This window comes from Bradyrhizobium sp. SZCCHNPS1003, from assembly GCF_032381555.1.
Taxonomy (GTDB): Bacteria; Pseudomonadota; Alphaproteobacteria; order Rhizobiales; family Xanthobacteraceae; genus Bradyrhizobium.
Genome location: NZ_JAUHIU010000005.1, coordinates 109837 through 133472, shown reverse-complemented (window position 1 = coordinate 133472; position 23636 = coordinate 109837). Strand labels below are relative to the sequence as shown.

Annotated in this window: 7 protein-coding genes; 1 reads left to right on the top strand and 6 read right to left on the bottom strand. The window is 65.5% G+C overall.

The features are described 5' to 3' along the window. Window positions 1–4: 4 nt before the first annotated feature. Window positions 5–1903 carry an acyltransferase family protein gene (locus tag QX126_RS10290; RefSeq protein ID WP_315780771.1) on the bottom strand — a complete coding sequence of 633 codons (1899 nt, stop codon included), beginning with the start codon at window positions 1901–1903 and terminating at the stop codon, window positions 5–7. Window positions 1904–2137: 234 nt separating this feature from the next. On the opposite strand from QX126_RS10290, the gene QX126_RS10285 reads away from it, so the two are divergent. Then, window positions 2138–2608: a hypothetical protein gene (locus QX126_RS10285; RefSeq protein ID WP_315780979.1), complete on the top strand. Its 471-nt coding sequence runs from the start codon at window positions 2138–2140 to the stop codon at window positions 2606–2608. 88 nt (window positions 2609–2696) lie between these two features. On the opposite strand, the gene QX126_RS10280 is transcribed toward QX126_RS10285, so the two are convergent. The 5 genes from QX126_RS10280 to QX126_RS10260 form a co-directional block, all read right to left on the bottom strand. Continuing rightward, window positions 2697–17765: a VCBS domain-containing protein gene (locus QX126_RS10280; protein ID WP_315780769.1), complete on the bottom strand. Its 15069-nt coding sequence runs from the start codon at window positions 17763–17765 to the stop codon at window positions 2697–2699. Window positions 17766–18176: 411 nt separating this feature from the next. Next, window positions 18177–18527 (bottom strand): hypothetical protein, encoded by a 351-nt coding sequence (locus tag QX126_RS10275; RefSeq protein ID WP_315737544.1) that lies wholly within the window; start codon window positions 18525–18527, stop codon window positions 18177–18179. Window positions 18528–18607: 80 nt separating this feature from the next. Continuing rightward, window positions 18608–19444, bottom strand: coding sequence for a transglutaminase-like cysteine peptidase (locus tag QX126_RS10270; RefSeq protein ID WP_315780767.1), 837 nt, complete (start codon window positions 19442–19444; stop codon window positions 18608–18610). 455 nt (window positions 19445–19899) lie between these two features. Beyond that, window positions 19900–21234, bottom strand: coding sequence for an HlyD family type I secretion periplasmic adaptor subunit (locus QX126_RS10265; RefSeq protein WP_315737542.1), 1335 nt, complete (start codon window positions 21232–21234; stop codon window positions 19900–19902). 1 nt (window position 21235) lies between these two features. After that, window positions 21236–23419: a type I secretion system permease/ATPase gene (locus QX126_RS10260; RefSeq protein ID WP_315771199.1), complete on the bottom strand. Its 2184-nt coding sequence runs from the start codon at window positions 23417–23419 to the stop codon at window positions 21236–21238. Window positions 23420–23636: the final 217 nt, after the last annotated feature.

The window sequence follows — 23636 nt, the reverse complement described above, 5'->3', positions numbered from 1 at the left end:
CCACCTAATCGTCCGACAGGAACCTCGCGAACACCGGCGCGGCGCGCTCGCCCATGCGCTGGGCCCCTGCCACGGTGAAATGGCCGGCATCCTGGAACAGCCACACGCCCCCCTCCACGACCGGGCAATCCTGGTCGCAATAGACCTCCGAGGGCCTGAGCAGCGTCACCTTGGCCAACGGCCTGATCGCCTCCGACAGGACGGCATCGATGATGCGGTTGGTCGCCACCGCCTCGCCCTTCGGCACGGCATCGCACGGCTTGGCGGGCGCATGCCAGCGCGGCCCCGGCAGCATGCGTAGCTGATCGAAGGCGCAATTCACCGGACGGACCTGGCCGCCGACGACGAGGAAATGCCGGCCCGGCCGGTCGAGCAGACGGATCGTCTCGGCAAGATGAGCGGCGACCGCGGCGTTGCGGGCCTGCGCTGCCGGCCCATCGCCGAGATCGAGATAATGCTGCCACGCCTGCCCGATCACCACGAAATCGGCCTGCGACTGCCGGATCCGCGGCAGCTCGCTGTCGCGCAACTCTGCGCACACCTGGGCCCGAGGTCCCTCCGCGGTGAGCCCCGCGAGCGTGGGACATCCGCTCATGGTGGAGACGTGCCCGATCATGCCGCGCGCCTTCAGCGTCGCATCGAGCGCGGCGACATATTGCTGGACATAGGAATCGCCGAGCAGCTCGACGCCGCGCGTGCCGTCGAGATCGCCGAACGCGCAGAGACGGCCGAGGGTGCGGCCGCATTTGTTGAGGCCGAAGCCCTGCAGCTGGAACAGCGCGAGCTGGTCGTCCGGCAGCCGCGACACGACGCCGTTGGCGCGGAACGTCACATGGGTGAGCGCGGCACCGACGATGAGCACGGTCGCAAAGCTCGCCACCTGCGCGCCCCTCGGCCACGGCAGCCGCCGCAGCGGCCGCTCGACGATGACGAACATCAGCGTGGTCAGCACCGCCATCAGCGCGAGCTGCGCCGCCAGTCCCGCCGCGGTCTGCGCCGCATCGCCAAAGATGAAACGGACGAAGAAGATCACCGGCCAGTGCACGAGATACAGCGAATAGGAGGCGGCGCCGACGACGCGCACCGGGCGGACCATCACCAGCGATGTCGGCGCGTTGGCCGCAATGATGACGGCTGTGGCGATGCAGGGCAGCAGCGCGGTGACTCCCGCAAGGGACTGATAGCGGCCGATCACGAGGAGGCTGCCGGCCAGGACGACGTCGCCACAGGCGGCGGCGAGCAGGCGTGCGCGCGGCGACGCTGCCAGGCGGGCCTCGAGCGGAATGGCGAGCGCGCCGAGCGCGAATTCGAACACCCGGAACGGCGTCAGGAAGAACACGGCCTCTGGATCGCGCGGCAACCAGAGTGCGGCCGCGGCAAAGGACAACAACCCGATCGCCGCAATGGCACGGAACACATGCCGACGCGTACCGGCCCACATCAGGAGCAGCGGCGCCAGCGCGTAGAATTGGACCTCCGCCGACAGCGACCACAAATGCAGCAGCGGCAACTGATCCGCGCTCGGCGCGAAATAGGCGCTGGCCTCGCGCCAATATTGGATGTTGGCGATCGAGAGCAGCCCGTGGGTCGCCTCCTTGGCGAGCTGGCGCAGGGCTTCCGGCGACAGAAACAGCCAGCCGACCGCGAACGTCGCCGCTGTCGTCGTGACCAGCGCCGGCAGGATGCGCCGCGCCCGCCGCAGATAGAAGTCCGACAGCGAGAAGCGCTGCGCAGCGACGTCGCGCAGGATCTGCCCGGTGATGAGATAGCCGGAGATGACGAAGAAGATGTCGACGCCGGCATAGCCGGCCTCGAAACCCGTGATCTTCAGATGAAAGAGAATGACGATGACGACAGCGATCGCCCGAAGGGCATCGATGTCAGCCCGATGACTGCGTTCCAATGTCGTCCACTCCGCGCATTCCTCGAGGCGGACGAGTTGCGCAGACACGAATGGCAACAGCGGGAAACAGTCATGACGTCATCGGACCCATCCGATGACACCGCGCCGGCGATGCCGTGGCGGACGTGAAGGAAGTTTGCTGAAGTCGGCCGCAAGTTCGGCAATCCGTTGAACGATCAGCTCGAATACGGCAATCTGGCGGCGCTGAGGGACCATGCGGGGCTGAGGACGGTGATGAACCTGTTGCGAGGAGAAGGGCGGGCAGCGTTCGCGGGAATAGCCGTCGCGGCGCTGCTGGCGGCGGCCACCGCAGCCTCGGCGCCAGCCCAGACGCCTGCTCCCGCGCCCGGTCCCGCTCAGACCACGGTCGAGCGCAACGCCAAGGGCGTCGCTGGCAAGCCGATCCAGGTCGGGATCTATCTCAACGTCCAGCCCGACTGCTCGTCCGGTCCCCTTCCCTCCATCCGCCTGCTGACGCCGCCGGGCAACGGCACCGTCACGATCAAGCGCGGCAAGGTCAGCGCGACCAACTACAAGCAGTGCCTCGCCCTGGAAGTGCCGGGCTTCATCGCCTTCTATCAGTCGAAGGCCGACTTCGCCGGCACCGACACGGTGACGCTCGAGGTCAAGTTCCCGCAGGGCCGCACCGAAGTGCAGCGGATCATGATCAACGTCGGCGTCGGGCCGGCGGGGCAGAAGATCTGAGCCGCAGCGCATCGGCGACGCCGCCTCCATGAGAAAAGGGCCACCTCATGGGCGGCCCTTTGCTTCTGCTTGTTCCAAGCCGGCCGGATCAGACGTGGACCTGCGTCTGGGCGTGGCTGTTGTCGATGATCATCTTGATCACGTCGTCGCCGGCCGTGAGGTTGCCGCCGGTGTCCTTGATCGTCGCGACGTTGGTCCAGCCGGAGCCGGCGTTGATCTGCAGCGTCAGGTCGCCGTTGTTCAGCACGCCACTGCCGTTGGCCGAGGCCAGGCTGGTGTGCCCGCCGCTGTCGACGAAGCGCACCGCGTCGGCATGGTTGCCGGACACGCTGGCCAAGAGGCCCGAGATGTCGATGACGTCGCCGGAGGTCCCGGTCTGGAAATCCAGGATGGTGTCGAGCCCGCCGCCGGCGAGATCGCCGGCGTTCCACTTGAACGTGTCGGACCCGCCGTTGCCCGTGAGCTGGTCGGAGCCGGCGCCGCCGATGAGAACGTCAGCGCTGCCCGACCCATTGATCGTATCATTGTAGTTCGAACCGATCACTCCTTCCATATTCTTGTAGCTGTCCGTGCCGAGACCAGGAATGGACACATTCGTTGCGGTCGAGCTCTGAGTCAGCGTCAACGTAAAACCGGCCGTGGCATCCGAGAAGTCGAGCAGGTCGATCCCTGTCCCGCCATCGATGGTGTCGTTGCCGCCGCCGCCGCGGATGATGTCGTCGCCGTCGCCGCCATTGATCGTGTTGGCAGCACTGCTGCCGATAAGGATGTCGTCGCCCGAGCCGCCGGTCACGCGCTCGATATTGGCGATCGAGCTGAAGCCGGTGGCCGTGCCGGCGCCGAGATTGACCGTCACGTCCTCGCTGGTGATGTAGGTCAGCGTATCGCTGCTGCTGCCGAGATCGGCGGTCACGGCCTCGATATTGCTGAGCTTGGTCCCGTTGACGTCGGTGATCACGCCGCCGGCAACCGTGACATAGATCAGATCCTGCGACGACGTCCCCTCGATGACGAACGTGTCGGTGCCGATGCCGCCGTCGACGGTGTCGACGCCGTCGTTGACGCCCCAATAGAAGGTGTCGTTGCCGGAGCCGCCGATGGTGACGTCGTTGCCGCTGCCGCCCCGGATGGAGTCATTGCCGGCGCCGCCGTTGATGTAGTCGTTGCCGGCGCCGCCGAGCAGCGTGTCGTTGCCGCCGAGGCCGTAGATGCCGTCATCGTCGGCGCCGCCGTTGAAGTTGTTGCCGCCGCTCGACCCGATCATCACGTCGTAGCCGTTGTTGGCATTGGCCTCGAGCGTGTTGTCGACCGTGGCGGTGATCGCGTCGCCGTCGTTGGCACTGTAGCCGGACAGCCACGGTGCCGAGCCGACCACCCACGACTTGTCCGACAGCGAGTTGATGGTGAGATTGAGCGCACCATTGTCGAGCGCGTTGAAGGCGAGATAGGTCGACACAGACGACACCGAATCGGTCGCCGTCACCTTGTAGACGTACAGGCCCGCGTCGTTGTTGCTCGGATCTCCGGTGAACTGATTGCCGGTCCGGTGGATCCAGCTGTCGTCGCCGGTCGAGCTGTAGACGAGGCTGTAGGTGTAGGTGACCGTCCCCGTTCCGCCTGCGAACAGCGTTGCCGCATTCAGGCTGATCACGTTCGGCGAGTCGGTGTTCTGCGACAGCGCATAGCGTCCGTCGGCGCTCGTGGTGTCCACGACGGCCAGCGGCGCCGGCTCGTTCGTGCCGTTGATGGTCACGTCGATGACCTGGCTGGCCGTGCCGTCGACCGACTTCACGGTCAGCGTGTCGTGCTTGACGTCGCCATTGTTGAGCGCCTGGACGTTGGCGGCCGAATTGTTCAGCGTATAGCCCCAGGCCCCGGTCACCGCGTTGAAGGTGAAGGTGCCATACGTCCCCGCCAGTGAAGCGGGCGTCTGGAACTGGGCTTCCCCGCTATCGACGTCGGTAACCGTCAGGGTCCCGCCGGCCGTCAGCGTGCCGTCCTCCTTGACCGTCCCGCTTGCCGTGCCCGCGATCGACGCCGCATCGTTGACGCCGTTCACCGTGACGGTGACGGTCTGCGTCGTCGTCCCGCCGTGACCGTCGTCGATCTTCACCGTGTAGGTCTGATCGATATGGTCGCTGGCGCGCAGCGACTGGATGTCGGCGTCGTTGACGGTGAACGTCCAGTTCACCTTGTGGCCGGTATTGTCGACCGTGGCGTTGAACGAGCCGTAGTAGTTGCTGCCGGCCGGTGTCGTGTAGGTCACGGTCTGGGCATCGCCGTCTACGTCGGTGAAGGCGATCGCGCCGGACGCCCGCTCCACGCCCGGTGTCACGACCGTGCTGGGTTGCACCGAGATGTCGTCGATGACGGCACCACCTGCGCTCGCGAACTTGATCGTCGTCGACGTCGAGGTCGCGGTGAACTGGTAGGTCTGCTCCGTCCAGCCAAAGTTCCAGGCGCTCGTCGTCAGAAGGGGTGTTCCATCAACGGATGATGTCACGGCCGTACCGTAGGTCATCACGTAGAAGTCGACGGTATAGGTCACGCCGACGACGGTGCTGATGGTCTGGCTCATCGAGCTCGATGCGCCGTAGAAGTCGGCCGAGCCGCCATCGGTGCGGCCGCCCACGACGGTGACGGCATGGGCGCCCCCGACCGTCCACGCATCCAGCGTGTAGAAGTTGCCGTTGTAGTAGCCGAACGAGCCGTTCTGGATCAGGTTGCCGCTCGGCGCCGCATAGGAGGCGTCCTCGGTGACGCTTGCCGCGGTCGTTCCGGCTCCGAAGGTCGGCGCGTGGTTCGGCGCCGTGACCGAGCCGGTCTGGCCGCTGGTCACGTTCTCGGCAAAGCCCTGGCCGTCGGTATAGGTAACGTTGGCCGAGATCTTGTGGCCGACGTCGTTGGACCCCAGCGTATAGGTCGAGCCGGTTGCGCCGTTGATGACGGCGCCGTCCCGCAGCCAGTGATAGACGACGTTCGACGCGGCGCCATCCGGATCGCTGCCGAGATTGGCGGTCAGCGTCTGGCCCTGCGTCGCCGTGCCCGACACCGTCACGCTCGCAGCGCCGTCATTGACCGGCGTGATGGTCAGCGTGAAGGCGTCCGAGACGGCATATTCGCCGTCGCTGGCGTAGACCGTGACGTTGACCGTGCCTACGAAATTGGCCGGCGGGGTGCCGCTGAAGGTGCCGGTCGTGGCGTCGAAGTGCAACCACGCCGGCAGGTTGCTGCCGTCGCTGAGGTTCGCCGACAGCGTCAGCAGGTTCGCGGTGCCATCGAAGCGGCCATCGACATCGGCAAACGTGTTCGACGGGATGGTGAAGCTGAACGGCTGATCTTCCGCCGAGCTGCGGTCGGTCAGCGCGTTCTGCAGGACCGGCGCATCATTGTTGCCGAGGATCTGGATCGTCACCGTCTTGGCGGTGCCGTCCTCCGTGTAGACCGTGAAGCTGTCGGTCAGCGTGGTCTCACCTTCCTTCAGCGCCTGGATTCTCGGGTCGTTGTTATAGATGCCGTAGGTCCACCTGCCATCGCTGCCGATGTCGTACCAGCCGTAGCCGTTGGCCGTGTTCGAGGACGTCGCCTGCCACACATCGTTGTGCCCGTCGACGTCGGTCGCATTGAGGTCGCCACGCGCGATGCCGTAGAGCGGGCTGCTCTGGCTGTTGGCGATGCCGCCCTCCTCGGCGATGGTGCCGGTGGCGTCGCCGCTGATCACGGCCGCGTCGTTGACGCCGGTGACCGTGATCTTGAGCGTCGCCGTGTTCGACACCGCGCCCGACGGATCCTTGTCGGTATAGGTGAAGGTGTCCACCGCGGGCACGCCCGCCGCCAGCGCATCGGCCTTGTCGGCGACATAGGTGTAGGAGCCGTCCGAATTCAGCGTCAGATGGCCGTAGGCGCCCTCGATCGAGGTGCCGACGCCCGCCCCCTGCGTCACGCTGCCGGTGCCGGCCACGACGCCGGACACGACGAGCGAGCTGACGGGGTTGTCGACGTCGGTGTCGGCCACCGAGCCGCCGGTCGAGCCGCGGATGACGCCATTCGCAACTGAGATGTTGAGCGTGTCATCCTCGAGCACCGCATGGGTGTCGGAGTTCGCCACCGGCGGGTGGTTGGCGGGGATGACCTCGACGCTGACCGTCTGGGTGGCACTCAGATTGCCGCCGCCAACATTGCCGTTGTCGTTGATGGTGATCGTGACCGACCCCGGCTGGTCGCTGTTCGGCGTGAACACCGCCGATGCCAGATAGGTATTCAGATCGTTGATCTTGAACCCGCTCATCGCGAGCGTCTGCTCGGCGTTGAAGACGCCGAGCGACGGAATGGACAGCGTGCCGCCGGAGATGTCGAACCTCACGGACTCGACGACATTGCCGTCCGCGTCGGAGAAGGTGATCGCGTTCGCGCCAGTGAAAGCGAACGACGCGCCTTCATCGGCGGTCACGTGCGTCGGGGCATGGATCTCCGGTGCATCGTTGACCGGCACCACGTTGACCGTCAGCGTGCCGATGTCCGTCTGTCCGGCCGCATCACGCACCGTGTAATCCACGGTATCCGCGCCATAGAAGTCGGCCTTAGGCTTGTAGACATAGGTGCCGTCGGCATTGAAGTGAATCGTGCCGCCCTTGGCCGTCGCGAAGTCGCCCGCCACCACGCTCAACGTGTCGCCGGTGTCCGGGTCGCGGTCGTTGTGCAGAACGCCCTGCGTCGGATCGGACACGGTCAACGTCGTGTCCTCGTTCACACTGGCCGTGTCATCCACGGCCGTGGGAGCATCCTCGATCGGGTTGATGTTGATCGTGATCGTCTGCGTCGCGCTCAGATTGCCACCGCCGACATTGCCGTTGTCGTTGATGGTGATCGTGACCGATCCCGTCGCATCGTTATCGGCTGATGGCGTGAACACCGCCGACGCCAGACAGGCGTTCAGATCGCTGATCTTGAACCCGCTCATCGCGAGCGTCTGGCTGGCGTTGTAGACGCCGAGAGACGGGATCGCGAACGTGCCGCCGGAGATGTCGAACCTCACGGACTCGACGACATCGCCGTCCGCATCGGAGAAGGAGAACGCGTTCGCGCCGGTGAAGGCGAATGGCGTATCCTCGTTCGTCGTCACCTGCGTCGGCGCATGGATCTGCGGCGCGTCGTTGACCGGGGTCACCGTGACATCGATCGTCTGCAGTGCGGTGTTGACGACGTCGGTGTGGACGTTGCCGTCCGACAACGTAGCCTGATCGGTGACCTCCGCGACCACCGACAACGAGAACGTGCCGTTGTAGTTCGCGGGCGGCGTGATCTGCAGCGGGTGGCTGTCGAACGCGGCGATCGCGGCGGCGCTATCGATCACCCACTTGCCGGCGTCAGCGCCGGTTCCGGCATGGCCGACCGAGAAGGTCGCACCGGCCGGATAGCCCGAGATCAGCAGCCGCAGGCTTTCGGAACCGTCGGTGTCGGTGACGGCGGCACCGATGAGCTTCAGGTTGATCGTGGTGTCCTCGGCACCCGAGGCCGGGCCGAGATCCATGAAGCCCAGCGTCAGCGCGTCCGCCTTCGGTGCGACGTCGACCGTGACATGCGCGGTCGCGGTCCCGCCATCGCCGTCGCTGACCGTGTAATCGAAGCCGGCGACGCCCGAGAAGTTCTTGTCCGGCGTGAACACCGGGTTGCCGTTGGAGAGCGAAACGGTGCCGTGCGTCGCGTTCGACACGCCGGTGACGGTCAAGGTGTTGTTGTCGACGTCGGTGTCGTTGTTGAGCAGGCTGAGCAGCGCGTTGACGGTGAGCGGGCTATCCTCACTCGCCTGGACCGCGTCGTCATGAGCCACCGGCGGCGTGTTGAAGACGCCCGTGAGCGAACGGGTGCCGTCGGTGAAGGCAAAGCTCTCGTAATTCGTGAACGTATCGGTCAGGCCGTTGTGGGTGACCTGCACGCCGATCAGCGTCACGCCGTCCGTCGCGAACACCTTGGTGTAGGTCGCCTCGGCGAACTTGAAGCCGAACTTCACCGTGTCGCTGTCAGAGCCGCCGTCGGACACAACGCTGGTGTTGCCGGCAAACCGAACGAGATCCAGCGTGTCGTTGCCGGAGCCGCCGTTGAAGACGATGGTCGACGGCGCGATCGCCGTGCCGCTGATATCGGTGATCGTCACCGAGTCGCTGGCGGTGCCGCCGGCGATGGTGATGCGCTCGATCTCGTCGGCGCGGATCGTCGCGCCGTTCGGACCGTCATAGCGCACCAGAATGTCGGTGGCGTTGCTAGCGGACGGATCGTTCAGCGTCGGATTGATCTCGGTACCGGTCGAGGTCTTACCGATGGTGAAGTTGCGCGCATTTCCATCGCCCGTGATCGCGAGCACGTCGTAGTTCGGAAAGGTCGTGCCAGACTCCGAGCCGCCGTCGATGACGTCGCTGCCGTCGCCCACCGTGTAGAGGAAGGTGTCGTTGCCAGCGCCGCCGAACAGCCGGTCGCCACCTCCTCCGCCGATGATGATGTCGTTGCCGGCGCCGCCAAACAGGGCATCGCCGCCCACGCCGTTGCCGCCGACCAGAATGTCGTCGCCATTTGAGCCGTGGGCCTCGGTCACGCCGCCGAGCTTGTCGATGCCGACCACCTTGTCGGTCACCGCGGCGCGGTCGGTCACGCTGTGAGCCCCGACCGTCTCGCCGACGACCGTCGCCGCGCTGTCGCCGAGATTGACGAACACCGGCGAATTCGGCGCGTCATAACGCGTCGTGGTCACGGTGCCGGCGGCATCGACCCGGACGGTGAAATTGTTGGTGAAGACGTCGTGATCGCGGTCCTCGACCGCGAAGGCGAAATTGAGGTCGAGATACTGGTCGGCGGCGCTCGAGGTCCCGATCGGCGCGGGATGATCGAGCGGCTGCAGCAAGGTGAAGTTGTAGGAGCCGGTGCCGGTCTCCGACAGCGTCACCGTGAACACGGCCGCATCAGCCGCGTTGCCCGTCACCAGACCATTCTGGCCGATGTAGCTGCCACCGCTCATGCGATAGGCGGTCAGCGTCGTGTGATCCGCCGACATCACATAGGTCAGGCCGAAGCCGAGCGATGTCAGTCCGGAGAGCTGGTGGTCGGCTGCATCGTAGACGCGCACCGGCGACGCGCCGAAGAACGTCACCGACGGCCCGGGGCTGTCGCCATCGGCCCCATAGGTGATGCGCAGATCGACCGCGCCGGTCGAGACGCTGCCGGCTGCCTCCGAGATCGCGACGGTGTCGACGTCCTGCGACTGCGGGCTGTCATCGTTGACGGTGATGATGATCTGATCGTGCAGCGCAACGGAATCGCCGTCGGAATCGGTGGCGGTCACCGCCGTCGACAGGTCGAGCGTCAGCGTGTTGTCATGGCCGGTGCCGACGTGGTCCAGCGCGCCCTTCAGACGGAACGAATACTGGCCGGTGTTGGCATCGACCTGGAATTCGAAGATCGTGACGCTGCCAGCCTTGGCGATCAGCGTGTTGTCGACCCCCATGCTGTAGGTCAGCGCCACGCCGCCCGACATCAGCGACAGCAGCTCGGGCGCGAGGTTGGTCTTCTCGACCGTATAGGTGCCGGGCTTGTCGGCGCCAAACGACACCAGCGAGCTCAGATTGCCGGTGAAGTAGGAATCGTTGCCGTTGCCGTCGCCGTTGAGGTCGCCGCCATGGTTGCCGGTCGCGGTCACCACCGTTCCGTTCGGCAGCTCGCTCTCGTAGACCGCCGCTCTCAACACCGTCGCCGTCGCGACGGGGCTGTCGTCGTCGATCGTCACGGCGAATGACGAGATGGTGCTGTCGCCATCCGCATCGGTGGCGGTGAAGCCGAAGGTCAGCTTGACGTCGTTCTCGTTCTGGCCGGCCGGATGATCGACGTGCTTCAGCAGCGTGAAGCTGTAGCTGCCTGCACCGGAATCATCGAGCGAGACCTTGAACACCTGGCTGGCCACCGACGGCGGGTTGCCGTTGCTCGGATTGCTGCCGGTGTAGCCATAGACCGTATTGCCGACGACCCAGAGCTTGACCTGGACGCCCTCGACCGTCAGCGAGCCCGCGTCCGAAGTGGCGTTCTGGCCGTTGGTGATGCCGCTGAACGCGACCGCGCGGTTCACGCCGCCGCTGTTGTTGTCGTCGGCGCCCCAGGAGATCGCCAGCGAGCCGTTGGCCGTGACATTGGCACCGGCGACGTCGCCGATGGCCGCTCCGGTGTTGCCGCCGGAAAGCCCATCCTCGTCGACGGTCCCGGCATCAGACGTGCCGATCGCGGGCCGGCCGTTGTCGTCATTGATGGTGACGGTGAAGTTGCCGCCGGAGGCGATATCGCCATCGGCATCGGTCGCGGTGAAGCCGAGCTTCAGCGACAGTGCATTGGTCTGGCCCGAGCCGACGTGATCGACATTGTCCAGGAGCTCGAAGGTGTAGCTGCCAGAGCCATCGTCGGACAGCGTGATGTGGAACACCTTGCGGTCATTCGTCGTGAGCTGGCCGCCATTGTCGTTGGCGACGCCCCAGATCTCGGTGTCCGACACGCGGATGAACTGCACCGCCGTGCCGTTCGACGTCAGCGTCGGGCTGCCTGCGCCGGCGGTCTTGACCACGTCGCCGGTATGGATCGCGCTATCGAATGCGACGCTGCGATTGGCCGCGCCCGAATTGCTGTCGTCGGCACCCCAATTGATGTTGAGCGCGACATCGGCCGCGGTCTGGGTCTGAAACACCTCCGCGCCAGCAGAGCCGGTGGTGTTCTCGGTCAGCGTCGCGGCGGTCGGCGAACCGAGCACCGGCACGTCGTCCTTGACCGAGACGGTGAAGCTGTTGCTGGACGTGTCGCCGTCGCCATCGGTCGCCGTGAAGCTGAACGACAGCTTGACGATGTTCTCGCCGCTGCCGGCGGGATGGTCCAGAGTGCCGAGCAGCTTGAAGTTGTAGGAGCCGTCGTTCTGGTCGCTCAGCGACACTTCGAACACGCGGGCGCCGTGGGCGAGATCGCCGCCGGTGTAGCCGACGAGCACGCCGTTCTCGAAGGTGTACTTCACCGTCTGGCCATCCGACGTCAGCGTCAGATTGCGGCCCGAACTGTCCTCGGCGTCGACATTCGCGCCCGCGCTCGTGTAGCGGAAGCTGACCGAGCGGTCGCCGAGCCCGCCGCCCGAGGTCTTGTTGCTGTCGTCGGAGCCCCAGCTGATGTTGAGGTCGCCGCTGACCGCGGTCGGCTCCTTGGAGGCATCGGTGCCGCCCGGCAGATCGTCCTCATCGACGGTCTTGGCGTCGCCGGCCGCAGCGACCGGCGTGGTGTCGAGCACCGTGACCTTGAAGCTGCTGGTGACGCTGTCGCCGTCGGAATCCGTGGCCTTGAAGCCGAACGTCAGCGGCAGGCTGTCGTCGTTCTGGCCGGACGCCGGGTGGTCGATGTTGTCGTACAGCGTGAACTTGTAGCTGCCATCGCCGCTGTCGGACAACTGGATGGTGAAGACGGTGCGGTGATCCGCGGTGATCGCCGTCAGCAAGGTGCCGTCGCCGGAGATGGTGTAGCTGATCGCCGAGCCGTCGGAGGTCAGGCCCGTGGCGCCGGCGACAGTGGTGAAGGCCACCGCGCGGTTGTGCCCGACACCCGTATTGTTGTCGTCGGCCCCCCAGGAAATGTCGAGGCTGCCGGTCTGGACCGTCGAGTTCGACGCGTCTGGATGGCTGGTGTCGTAGCCGTCGGTCGGCAGGCTGGCCTCGCTGACGGTCTCGTCCTCGGCGCAGCCGACGGTCGGCACGTCGTCCGTCACCGCCACCGTGAAGCTGCTCGTGGCGCTGTCGCCGTCGGAATCGGTGGCCTTGAAGCCGAAGCTCAGCGCCAGGCTGTCGATGCCCGACTTGCCATGGTCGAGGTTGTCGAGCAGCGTGAACTTGTAGCTGCCGTCGCCGTCATCGCTCAGCGTGACGGTGAAAACGGTGCGATGATCGGTGGTGACCGCGCTCAGCGTGGTGCCGTCGGACGAGACCACATAGCTGATCGCATAGCCGTTCGACGTCAGCCCGTCCGGTGCGGTCGTGTTGAAGAACGCCACCGAGCGGTTGTTGGTCGCGCCGGAATCATTGTCGTCGGCGCCCCAGGAAATCGCGAGGCGGCCGGTCTGCACGGTGGAGTACGGCGAATCCGGGAACAGGACGTCGTAGAGATCGGTCGGAAGGTTGGCTTCGCTGACGGTCTCGCTCTCGGCGTGCCCGATCGTCGGGACGTCGTCGATCACGGTGACGGTGAACGTGCTGCTGCTCGAATCGCCGTCGGAATCGGTCGCGGTGTAGTCGAACGTCAGCTTGACGACGTTGCTGCCCTGCCCGGCCGGATGATCGAGATTGCCGAGCAGCTTGAAGGTGTAGGTGCCGGTACCGTCGTCATCGAGCGAGACTTCGAACACGCGCTGCCCGAAATTGAGGCTGTTGCCGGTGTAGCCGACCAGCACGCCATGATCGAAGGCGTATTTCACCTGCTGACCGTCCGAGGTCAGGCCGCTGAGGCCGACATCGCTACCGTTGGTCACATGGACGTCGTCGGCGGCGTTGGACGTGTTGGCGAAGCGGACCGAGCGATCGGCGGCGCCGCTGTCGTTGTTGTCGGCACCCCATTTGATGTTGAGCGCGCCGGTCACCTGGGGATCGCGGCTGCCGCCATCGTGGCCGCCGAAATCGTGACCGCCGAAATCGGGGCCGTCGAAATCGGGGCCGCAATCGCCACCGCCAGCGTTGAGATCAGCTTCGCTGATGCTCTTGGCCGCCCCGGTATGCGCCTCCGGGCTGTCGTCGTTGACGCTGACCTTGAACGTGCCGCTGACCTGATCGCCGTCGGAATCGGTGGCGACGTATTTCAACGTCAGCGCGATGCTGTCCTCGGTGTTGGGCACCGGGTGGTCGAGATTGTCGAGCAGCGTGAAGCTGTAGGACCCGGAATCGAGGTCGGACAGCTTCACAGTGAACACGGCGGCATTGGCCTTGTTGCTGGTCCAGTTGCCGTTGCCGTCGATGTAGTGCTGTCCGTCGAAGCGGTAGGCCGTGATCAACGTGCCGCCTTCGCTGACGCCGTAGGTCAACGCGACGCCGTTCGAGGTCAGGTGCTGCGCGGCGAGCGTCGTGGTGGCGTCGGATGCGAAGGTGACGGCGCGGTCGCCGTTCACCGATGACGCACCGGTGATCCCGACATTGCCGAGATTGTTGGCGCTGTCGCTGCCCCAGGAGATGCCGAGATCGCCCGTTGCGACCGTGTTCTGGCCGGGGACGTCGCCAGGCCCGCCCGCGAGCCCGATCGGGAGCCCGTCCTCATCGACCACGCCGGTCGCAATCTCCCGGTTTAGCACCGGCGCGTCGTCGTTGATCTTGACCTTGAAGGTGTCGGAGACCGCATCGCCATCCGAATCCGTGGCGACGAAGCCGAGGGTGAGCGTGACGTCGTCCTCGGTGTTGTGGGCCGGATGATCGATGTTGTCGATCAGCGTGAAGCTGTAGGACCCCTGCCCCTGGTCGGACAGCGACACCGTGAACACCGCAGCCGTGGCCGGATCACCGGTGGCATGGCCCTCGCCGTCGACGTAGGTGTGATGCGCTTCATCGTAGCGGTAGGCGGTCAGCATCGTGCCGCCGGCGGACACGGTGTAGGTCAGCGCGACGCCGTTCGACGTCAGATGCTGGGCGGTAAGCGTCGAGACCACGTCGACGGCGAAGGTGACGGCGCGGTCGCCATTGACCGAGGCACCGTTGATGCCGCCGTCGACATGGCTGTTGGCGCTGTCGGCGCCCCAACGGATGCCGAGGAAGTCGGTCACCGTCAGATTGGCGCCCGCAGCGTCGTTGCCATCCGCGTAGGAATTGCCGGGATTGCCGAGACCATCCTCGTCGACCACGGAGTAGCTGACGCGCTCGCCAAACACCGGGGCATCGTCGTTGACCTCGACATTGAAGCTGCCGTGGATTGCGTCGCCGTCGGAATCGGTGGCGACAAAGCCGAAATACAGCCCTTGATTATCCTCGCTGCCGTGGACCGAGTGGTCGAGATTGCCGGTGAGGTTGAAGGTGTAGGAGCCGTTGTCCTGATCCGACAGCGAAACGGTGAACACCGTGGCGCTGGCGAGGTCCTCCGTCGGCTTACCGTTCGCGTCGACATAGGTCTCGTGGGCGGCGTCGTAGCGATAGGCCGTCAGCAGCGTGCCGTTCTCGGAGACGTGATAGCTCAACGCAATCCCGTTCGACGTCAGCCCCAGCTCCTCGAGCGAGGGAACCGTGTCCGCGGCGAAAGTGACGGCGCGATCGCCCTTGACCGACGCGCCATCAATGCCGCCGTCGACATGGCTGTTGGCGCTATCGGCGCCCCACAGGATGGCGAGCGTCTTGGTCACCGTCAGATCGGCGCCGGCGACGTCGCTGCCTTCCACGTAGCTGTCGCCGGCATTGCCGAGGCCGTCCTCGTCGACCACACCGGCGCTCGGCGCATCGCCGAACACCGGCGCGTCGTCGTTGACTTTCAGGGTGAAGCTGTCGGTCACCGCGTCACCGTCGGAATCCGTGGCGACGAAGCCGATGTTGAGCGTGATGTCGTCCTCGGTGCCGTGCACCGGGTGATCGAGATTGCCCTTCAGCTCGAACGTGTATGAGCCGCGGTCCTGATCGGACAGCGACACCGTGAACACCGTCGCGCCGGCCGAGTCCGTCGGCTTGCCGTCGGCGCCGACATAGGTCTCATGCTCGGCGTCGTAGCGATAGGCCGTGAGCAGCGTTCCGTTGTCGGACACGACGTAGGTGAGACCGAAGCCGTTCGAGGTGAGATTCTGGGCGTCGAGCGTCGCGACCACGTCGGCCGCGAAGGTCACGGCGCGGTCGCCGTTGACCGGCGTGCCATCGATGCCGCCATCGACATGGCTGTTGGCGCTGTCGGCGCCCCAGCGAATGCCGAGCGTATCGGTGACCTTCAGGTCTTCGCCATAGGCGTCGCCGTCATCCTTGTAGCTGTTGCCGGCGTTGCCGAGGCCGTCCTCGTCGACCACCGAATAGCTCGGCTTCTCGCCGAAGCTCGGGGCGTCGTCATTGACCTTCACCGTGAAGGTGTCGGTGATCGCATCGCCATCGGAATCGGTGGCGACGAAACCGATGTTGAGGGTGACGTCATCCTCGGTGCCGTGCACCGGGTGATCCAGGTTACTCGACAGCGCGAAAGTATAGGAGCCACGGCCCTGGTCGGACAGCGACACCGTGAACACCACGGCGCCCGACAGCCCCTCGCCTTCCAGCGGCTTGCCGTTGGCATCGACATAGGTCTCGTGCGCGGCATCATAGCGATAGGCGGTCAGCACGGTGCCGTTCCCCGACACTTCGTAGCGCAGGGCAAAGCCGTCGGAGGTCAGATCCTGCGCCTCGAGCGAGGCCACCACGTTTGCGGCGAAGGTGACGGCGCGGTCGCCATTGACCGGCGTTGCGTTGATGCCGCCGTCGACATTGTTGTTGGCGTCGTCGGAGCCCCAGCGGATTCCAAGCGTATCGGTGACCGTCAGGTCTTCGCCATAGGCGTCGCTGCCATCGGCGTAGCTGTTGCCAGCATTGCCGAGACCGTCTTCGTCGACCACCGAATAGCTCGGCTTCTCGCCGAAGCTCGGGCCGTCATCGGCGACATTGACGGTGAAGGCGCTGTTGACGGGGTCGCCGTCGGCGTCGGTCGCGACCACCTTGAAGGTCAGCGGCAGCGACGCGTCGTTGGCGCCGTTGTGGTCGATATTGTCGGACAGGGTGAAGGTGGCGCTGCCGGAGCCGGTGTCAGACAGCGACACGGTGAAGATGGTGCGCGCGCCCTCACCCTCACCTGCGGTCGCGATGATCTCGGTGCCGTTGGCCGACAGCGTGTAGGAGATGGCCTCGCCGTTCGAGGTCAGGCCCAGCGCCTGCAAGGTCGCGATCTCGGACGCGTCGAACACCAGCGAGCGGTCGCCGTCGACCACGGTCCCGTTGGAGCCGCCATCGACCTTGCTGTTGCCGTTGTCGGCGCCCCAGCCGATGTGGAGATCCACGCTCGCGGTGGTCGGCTCGAAGCCGTCGCCGCCCACGACCTTGGCGACGAGCTCGCTCTCGCCGCCGCCTTCGCTGCCGCCGCCGGTGTGCTCGGCGACATTGATCGCCTCGACGGTGCCGGCGACCGGCGAATCGTCGTTGACGCCGATCACGATCGTCACCGGCGCGGTGTCGCCGCTGCCGTCGATGGCGATGACGTTGATGGTGAGGTTCAGCGTGTCTTCGGTGCCGAAGACCGGATGATCGAGCGGCTGCAGCAGCGTGACCGTATAGGTCCCCGCGATCGTCGCGTTGGCGTCGAGCGTGACGGTGAAGACCTGGTTGGCGACGATCGAGGGATCACTGCCGATATAGCCGATCAGCTCCGGCTGGCCGTTGACGGTGGTGATCGCAAAATGCACCTCCTGGCCGCCGGACGTCAGCCCGGCAAGACCAGGCTGTGACGCCGCAAACGCAAAGGCGCGGCCGATCACGTCGGTGCCGAAGTCGACGTTCAGCGAACCGGTAAAGCTCGTCGCCACGCCGCCGATGTCGCCGCTGCCGCCGGGCCGGCCTTCGGACAGGCCGTCCTCATTGAGCACCACGCTGTCGGCGACGCCGGCAATCGGCGTCGGATTCGGCGTGACCGGATTGTCGCCGAATTTGGTGGTGGTGTCCTCGGCTCCCAGCAGCCCAAGCGGCGTGCCGCCGATCAGCGCATCGATCTTGAACGTCCCGAAGTTCGCTCCGGCAGGCACGCCCGGCGCACCGGGCGTTCCCGCGGCGGGCAGCACCGACTGGTCGGTGGTGATGGGAAACAGCTCGGCGAACTGATCGCCATTGATGATTCGGTCGGGGCCGACCTCGAAGCTGACGTCCTTCAGCGGGGCGCCGTTGGTATCGAAAACCGGGTCGATGGACACCGTCGACTGATTGTCGAACAGGATGATGAGGCGGTTGCCGATCTTGACGAAGGTCAGCCGCTCGCTGGCGATGTCGCTGAAATCGATCTGGCTCTGACCGTCGAGGTGAACCGTAATGGCTTGGTTGCCCGGCGGTTTGCCGATCTTGAGGTGCTTTGCAGAGGCGCTGGATGGCTGCGAGGACGTGCCGGTCAACTGGGCCAGCAGGACAGGAGCATTCATGCGCCAAAACCTCCAAATATGGGGCGCTTTGGTGGCGCTCCCATTTCTATCGTTAAACTATTATTAAACGAGAATACGGGTCAATATTACCGGTTCTTGTTAATCAGACTTTAGGGACTTTGGGTAAATGCAGTCAAGTGCAGCGGCATTTATGAAGGTAAATTAGTCCGCGCCTATGCTTCCGCGCTACGCATGGCGCAGCCGGAAAGACAAGATTAAATCGGGTTTTGGCCTGGAGAATTACTACTGATCCGCAGTTGTTCCGCGCGCAATACTTGCGGAACACCACGCACGCTGTCGTGAATATGAGCTGAGCGCCATGAAATGGCCGAAATGGAACTCCGCCTCTCGCGAATTATTTGCGAAAGGCGGAGCCTATTCTTGAAAGAGGTTGTGCAGCGGCAGAATGCCTCAGATGCGGCTGACCACGCAGGCGACCGGTTCATATTTGCGCAAATACAACAGCGCCTGGTCACCGATGCCATCGAGCCACACGCCGCGGCCCGCGTAGCGATAGCCGTCGCCCATCGGAACGAGACGGACCGGAATCGCGTGGCGAGGATGGAGGTAGAGCTGCGCGGTGACGATCTCGCCCGGCGCGAGCACGGGACGAGAGCGCAGCACGTAACTGCCGCCATTCTCGCAGGCGATCGCAAACGCCGCGCCCGGCAGCACCACGGCGTCGGCCCGCGCGATGCCGATCATCCCACCGATCGCCGACAGGACCACTGCCCCGCAAACCATGACTTGCTTGATATTCACCGCGGCCCCCTGCTCGCCAGCTTCCCGGCGTGCATTAAGACCGCAAACGGCGCCGGCTACAAGTCGTTCGGCTGCGACATTCAGAGCAGCAACGGCCGGCCCGGATCACGGCCGCCGCCGATGTCGGCTTCGGCCGCCGGCGTGACGTCGCTCTCGCTTTCGTGGTGCGGCCGCTCGGCATAGGGCGCCGCGAACAGGCTGACGCCGCGGTGATCGATTGCAAACAGCGGCATGAAGGACTGCAGATCTCGTCCCTCCATCAGAGCGGCCCGCCGATTGTCGAGCACGAACCACTTGCCCTCGAGCCGGACTGCGACGACGGCGTGATCCTGCCTTACGGCGAGGTCCCGGACCAGCAGCAGCTTGAGATCGGATTCCGGCGTTCCCGCCGCCAGCAACAACGCGTATTTCGCGATCGCGTAGTCCTCGCAGTCACCGAGGCCGCTGCGCAAGGTCTGCAGTGGCGAACTCCAGACGTCCGGCAGGCCGTGTTGCTGATCGTCGCTGACGTAGCGCACCGCCTGGTTGACGCCGCGATTGATGATTTCCGCGCGTGCACGACCTTCGCTGGCGGCAGCCGCCGACCGCATCAGCGCGACGAAGAAGCGCTCCGACGCCGAGCAACGCGCGTCATCGCCGTTGCAGCGGTCGGTCGACATCCGCTCGCTCGCCATCGCAGCCTGGATGCCGCGCCATTTCACCCACAGCACGCCTTCGGGTGCGCGGAACGTCATCAGGCCGAACGGCTCGTCGCTGGGATTAGCGACCGCCGGCCCCTGCGGGGCGTCGCTGACTGATCCGGCGCGCCCGGCCGGGTCGGTCGATGCCACTTCCACAGGCCCGGAGGCCGCGCGACGCAGGCCGTCGTGCTTGGCGAGCACGGCATTGATGGTGAAGAAACGGACGGGCGGCGGCACCGGCAGCGCGCTATCCGCAGTGCCCTGCGGAGATCTACGATTTGAAGTCTCGGCAAACGCAGCGCCGGCACAACCGGCCACGACCGACAACACAAGCGCAAGCCCCAGCGCGCGCGGGAGAGCCCGCGGCCGATCGATCCGCAACATCAGTGACGCCCCGTATGCTCCGGGGCATCGGCCGACGTCATCGCGTCGATCCCTGTCCCGGTTGTTATCGGATCAGGGATAGGGCCGGCGCGGCTTCGGGCCGGTTAAACCGCGGTGATGTTCGCGGCCAAGCTGCGAACGCGACTAATCGCGGCCGACCAAATCGCGTCGCATTTGAACGATTCAGAATTTGGTAACGCAGGCCGGCTCGCTCAGCCGCGGATCAGCGCAGCGACTTCTGGGATCTCACATACTTTTCGCGGAGAACCGGGTATCGCTGCACTCACACGAGCTGGCCGCGCCTGCGCTCAGCGCTCCCGCAGCGCCTCGTCGCGCAGCATGCGGGCAGGCTTGACCAGATAGTCCAGCACCGATTTCTTGCCCGTCAGGATCTCGACGGTCGCGACCATGCCCGGGATGATCGGAAGCGGCTGCTGGGCGGTCCCGAGATGGTTCTTCTCGGTGCGCACCATCACCCGATAGAAGGTCTCGCCACGCTCGTTCTTGTCGCCCTTCTCGTCGGTGATGGTATCGGCGCTGATGCGCTCGACGCGCCCGTGCAAGGAGCCGTACACCGAGGAATCATAGGCGCTGAGCTTGACCACCGCCTCGTGGTTGGGACGGATGAAGGCGATGTCCTGCGGACGGATGCGGCCTTCGACCAGCAGCGTGTCATCGAGCGGCGTGATCTCCATCAGGCTGGCGCCTGGCGCGACCACGGCGCCGATGGTGGTGACGTTGAGCCTGTTGACGATGCCGCGCACGGGCGAGCGCAGCTCGGTGCGCCGCACCCGGTCCTGGGCCGATTTGATGTTCTCGTCGAGCACGGCGAGATCGCCGCGCGACTTGGCGAGATCGTCCTCGGCCTGGGCGCGAAACGCCGTGACGATGTTGAGCCGGCGAGCGCGCGCCTCCTGCACTGCCGCCTCGGTCTTCACGATGCTCGCCTGCACCACCGCGAGCTGCCCCCGCATGTCGGTGGCCTGGCGGTCGGCGCGGAGCATCTCGATCTCCGGCACCACCTTCTGGTCGAACAGCTTGCGGGTCAGCCCCAATTCGCGATTGAGCAGTGCCAACGTCTCCGAGAAGCGCTTCTCGGTGGCCCTGAGCTCGTCGATCTCCTTGCTCTTCTGCTGCTCCTGCTGCTGCACGACGTCGATGTCCTGCGCGAGCTTGCGCGCATGGGCGTCGAACACGGCGCGCTCGGTCTGCACCGCGCGCGGGGCGTCCGCGACGAGCTCCTCGGGAAACTCGACCGGGCTGCGGCCCTCGGTTTCCGCCGCCAGCCGGATCACCCGCGCCGCCATCGCGCCGCGGCGCTCGCGGATCTCGCCGAACTGCGACGCAAAATTGGTGTCCTCGATCCGCGCCAGGGGCTGATCCTTTTCGACGATCGCGCCTTCCTGCACCAGGAGATCGGCGATGATGCCGCCTTCCAGCGATTGAACCACCTGGGTCTGGCGCGACGGCACAACCTTGCCATTGCCGCGCTTGACCTCATCGAGCACGGCGAAATGCGCCCAGATCAGGAAGGTGAAGAACAGGCCGAGCGAGGCCAGCAGCAGCATCCGCGCCGTCTTCGGCGTGCGCAGTTCGACGGCAGCCCTGATGTCGTTGGAGAACGCGAAATCGCTGAGCGCCATGTCACCGCGTCCCCTGGACCGGCTTCACCGCGTGGCTCGCGGCCGGCGCCGCCGCGGGCTGCTGCGGACGCAGCATGGTGAGGATCTGCGCGGTCGGACCGTCGGCGACAATCTTGCCGGAGTCGAACACCAGGATGCGGTCGACCAGCGACAACAACGAAGGCCGGTGGGTCGAGACGATGATGGACATCTCGCCTTTGGCCAGCGACTTCAGGCGCTCGAGGAATTCGCCCTCGCTGCGGACGTCGAAATGCGCAGTCGGCTCGTCGAGGAACAGCACGCGCGGCTTGCGGATCAGGACACGCGCCAGCCCGATCGCCTGCTTCTGCCCGCCCGACAGGCTGCGGCCGCCTTCGGCGATCATCATCTCATAGCCCTGCGGGTGGCCGGCGATGAAGGTTTCGACGCCGGCGAGCCGCGCTGCCTCGAGCACCTCCTCATCGGTCGCCGCCGGACGGCCGAGCGTGATGTTGTCGCGCAGCTTGCCGTAGAACAGGTCGGTGTCCTGCAGCACGAAGCCGATGCCGGCGCGCAGATCGGCCGGGTCGTACTGCTGGATGTCGATCCCGTCGATCAGGATGCTGCCTTCGGTCGGCGGATAGAACGCAGTGGCGAGGCGGCCGACGGTGGTCTTGCCCGAGCCGACCCGACCGATGATGCCGATCTTCTCGCCCGGCTTGATATCGAAGGAGACGTTGTCGAGCGCCTTGGTCTGGCTTCCCGGATAGGAGAAGCTGACGTTCTTGAACTGGATGCGGCCCTGGTTGATCTCACGCGCGACGTAGATCTTTTCCGGCGGACGCTCACGGTCCAGGGACATCAGCCGGTCGATCGAGCGCAGCGCCGACGTCGTCTGGGTGAAGCGCGTCATCAGGCCGGCGATGCCGGCGATCGGACCGAGCACGCGACCCGACAGCATGTTGGCCGCCACCAGCGCACCGACCGAGAGCTTGCCGTCGAGGATCAGGAACACGCCGACCACGACCAGCAGCAGGCTGCAGAACTGGCTGGCGACGCTCGCCGCGGTCATGGCCATCGACGCCCAGAACTGGACGTCCTCGCTGGAGCGCGCCTGCGCCGCCACCGAGCGCTCCCACACCGTCTGCACCCGGCTCTCGCCGGCCACCGCGCGGACCGTCTCCATTCCGTTCAGCGATTCCACCAGAATGCCGTGACGCGCGGCGGACTGCGCCTGCATCTGCCGCATCGCGCGTTCGAGCGGCCGCTGGATCAGCAGCCCGACGGCGATCATCACCGGCAGCATCAGCAGCGGAATCCATGCGATGGGACCTGCGATGATGAACAGCACGATGATGAACACGACCGCGAACAGCATGTCGGTCGCCGACACCACGGTGCCGGAGGTGAAGAACTCGCGAACCGAATCAAAGTCTCGCAGCTGGTTGGCGAGGATGCCGACCGACGGCGGCCGCTTGTCCATCTTCAGCGACATCACGTGCTCGAAGATGTTCGCGGCAAGCACCACGTCGATCTTCTTGCCTGTCATGTCGATGATGCGGCTGCGCACCACCTTGAGCAGGAAGTCGAATCCGATGGCGAGGAGAAGGCCGATGCCGAGTGCGACCAATGAGGGGATCGCGCCGTTCGGGATCACGCGGTCGTAGACGCTCATCGTGAACAGCGGCGCGGCCAGCGCCAGGATGTTGACGATGAACGCGGCGATCGCGACATGGCCGTAATTGGCGCCGAAGCGGCTGACCACCGACCAGAACCAGTGCGTCTTCGGCACCTCGCCGGCTGCCGCCACGCGCGGATCGGCGACTGTGGCGGGCCGCACCAGATAGGCGAAGCCGACATATCGCGCCGCGACCGCCTCGAAGCGCTCGATCGCCGGCTGTTCACGACGCGAGGGATCGACGATGGTGAGGCGGCCGGCGGCCTCGTCGATCGTCAGCAGGATGCGCGTGGTGCCGTCGTGAAACATCAGCACGCAAGGCAGCACCAGCGCGGGGATCTCGCTCAGCGGCCGTTCGACCAGTTGCGCCTCGAGCCCGGCGCGCTGCGCGGCGCGCTCGTAGAGCGCGATGCTGAGCACGCCGCTGTCGAGCGGCAGTCCGGATAGCAGCGCGCTGCGGCTCAAGGCGCGGCCATGATGAGCTGCGAGGTAAAGCAGACTGTCGCTGAGAGGATCAGTTGCTGCTGCGGCTGCGCTCATCTGCGGCATCACGTGGGCCGTCTCTTCGAGCTCGAACCTTGTCGGACGAATATTCAACGACGCCTCGAAAACCCATCTGGCCCACCGAGCAGCGCGGACCTGCACCCATTGCTTCTTGCTAATAATTTGCCTTAGCCCAATTCTTTGGCTCGCACCTGGCTTTTTCAAGATTTTTGCAGGTGCTTCTCGACAATCTCAGCGCAAAGTAAATGCGTATGGTGAAAAG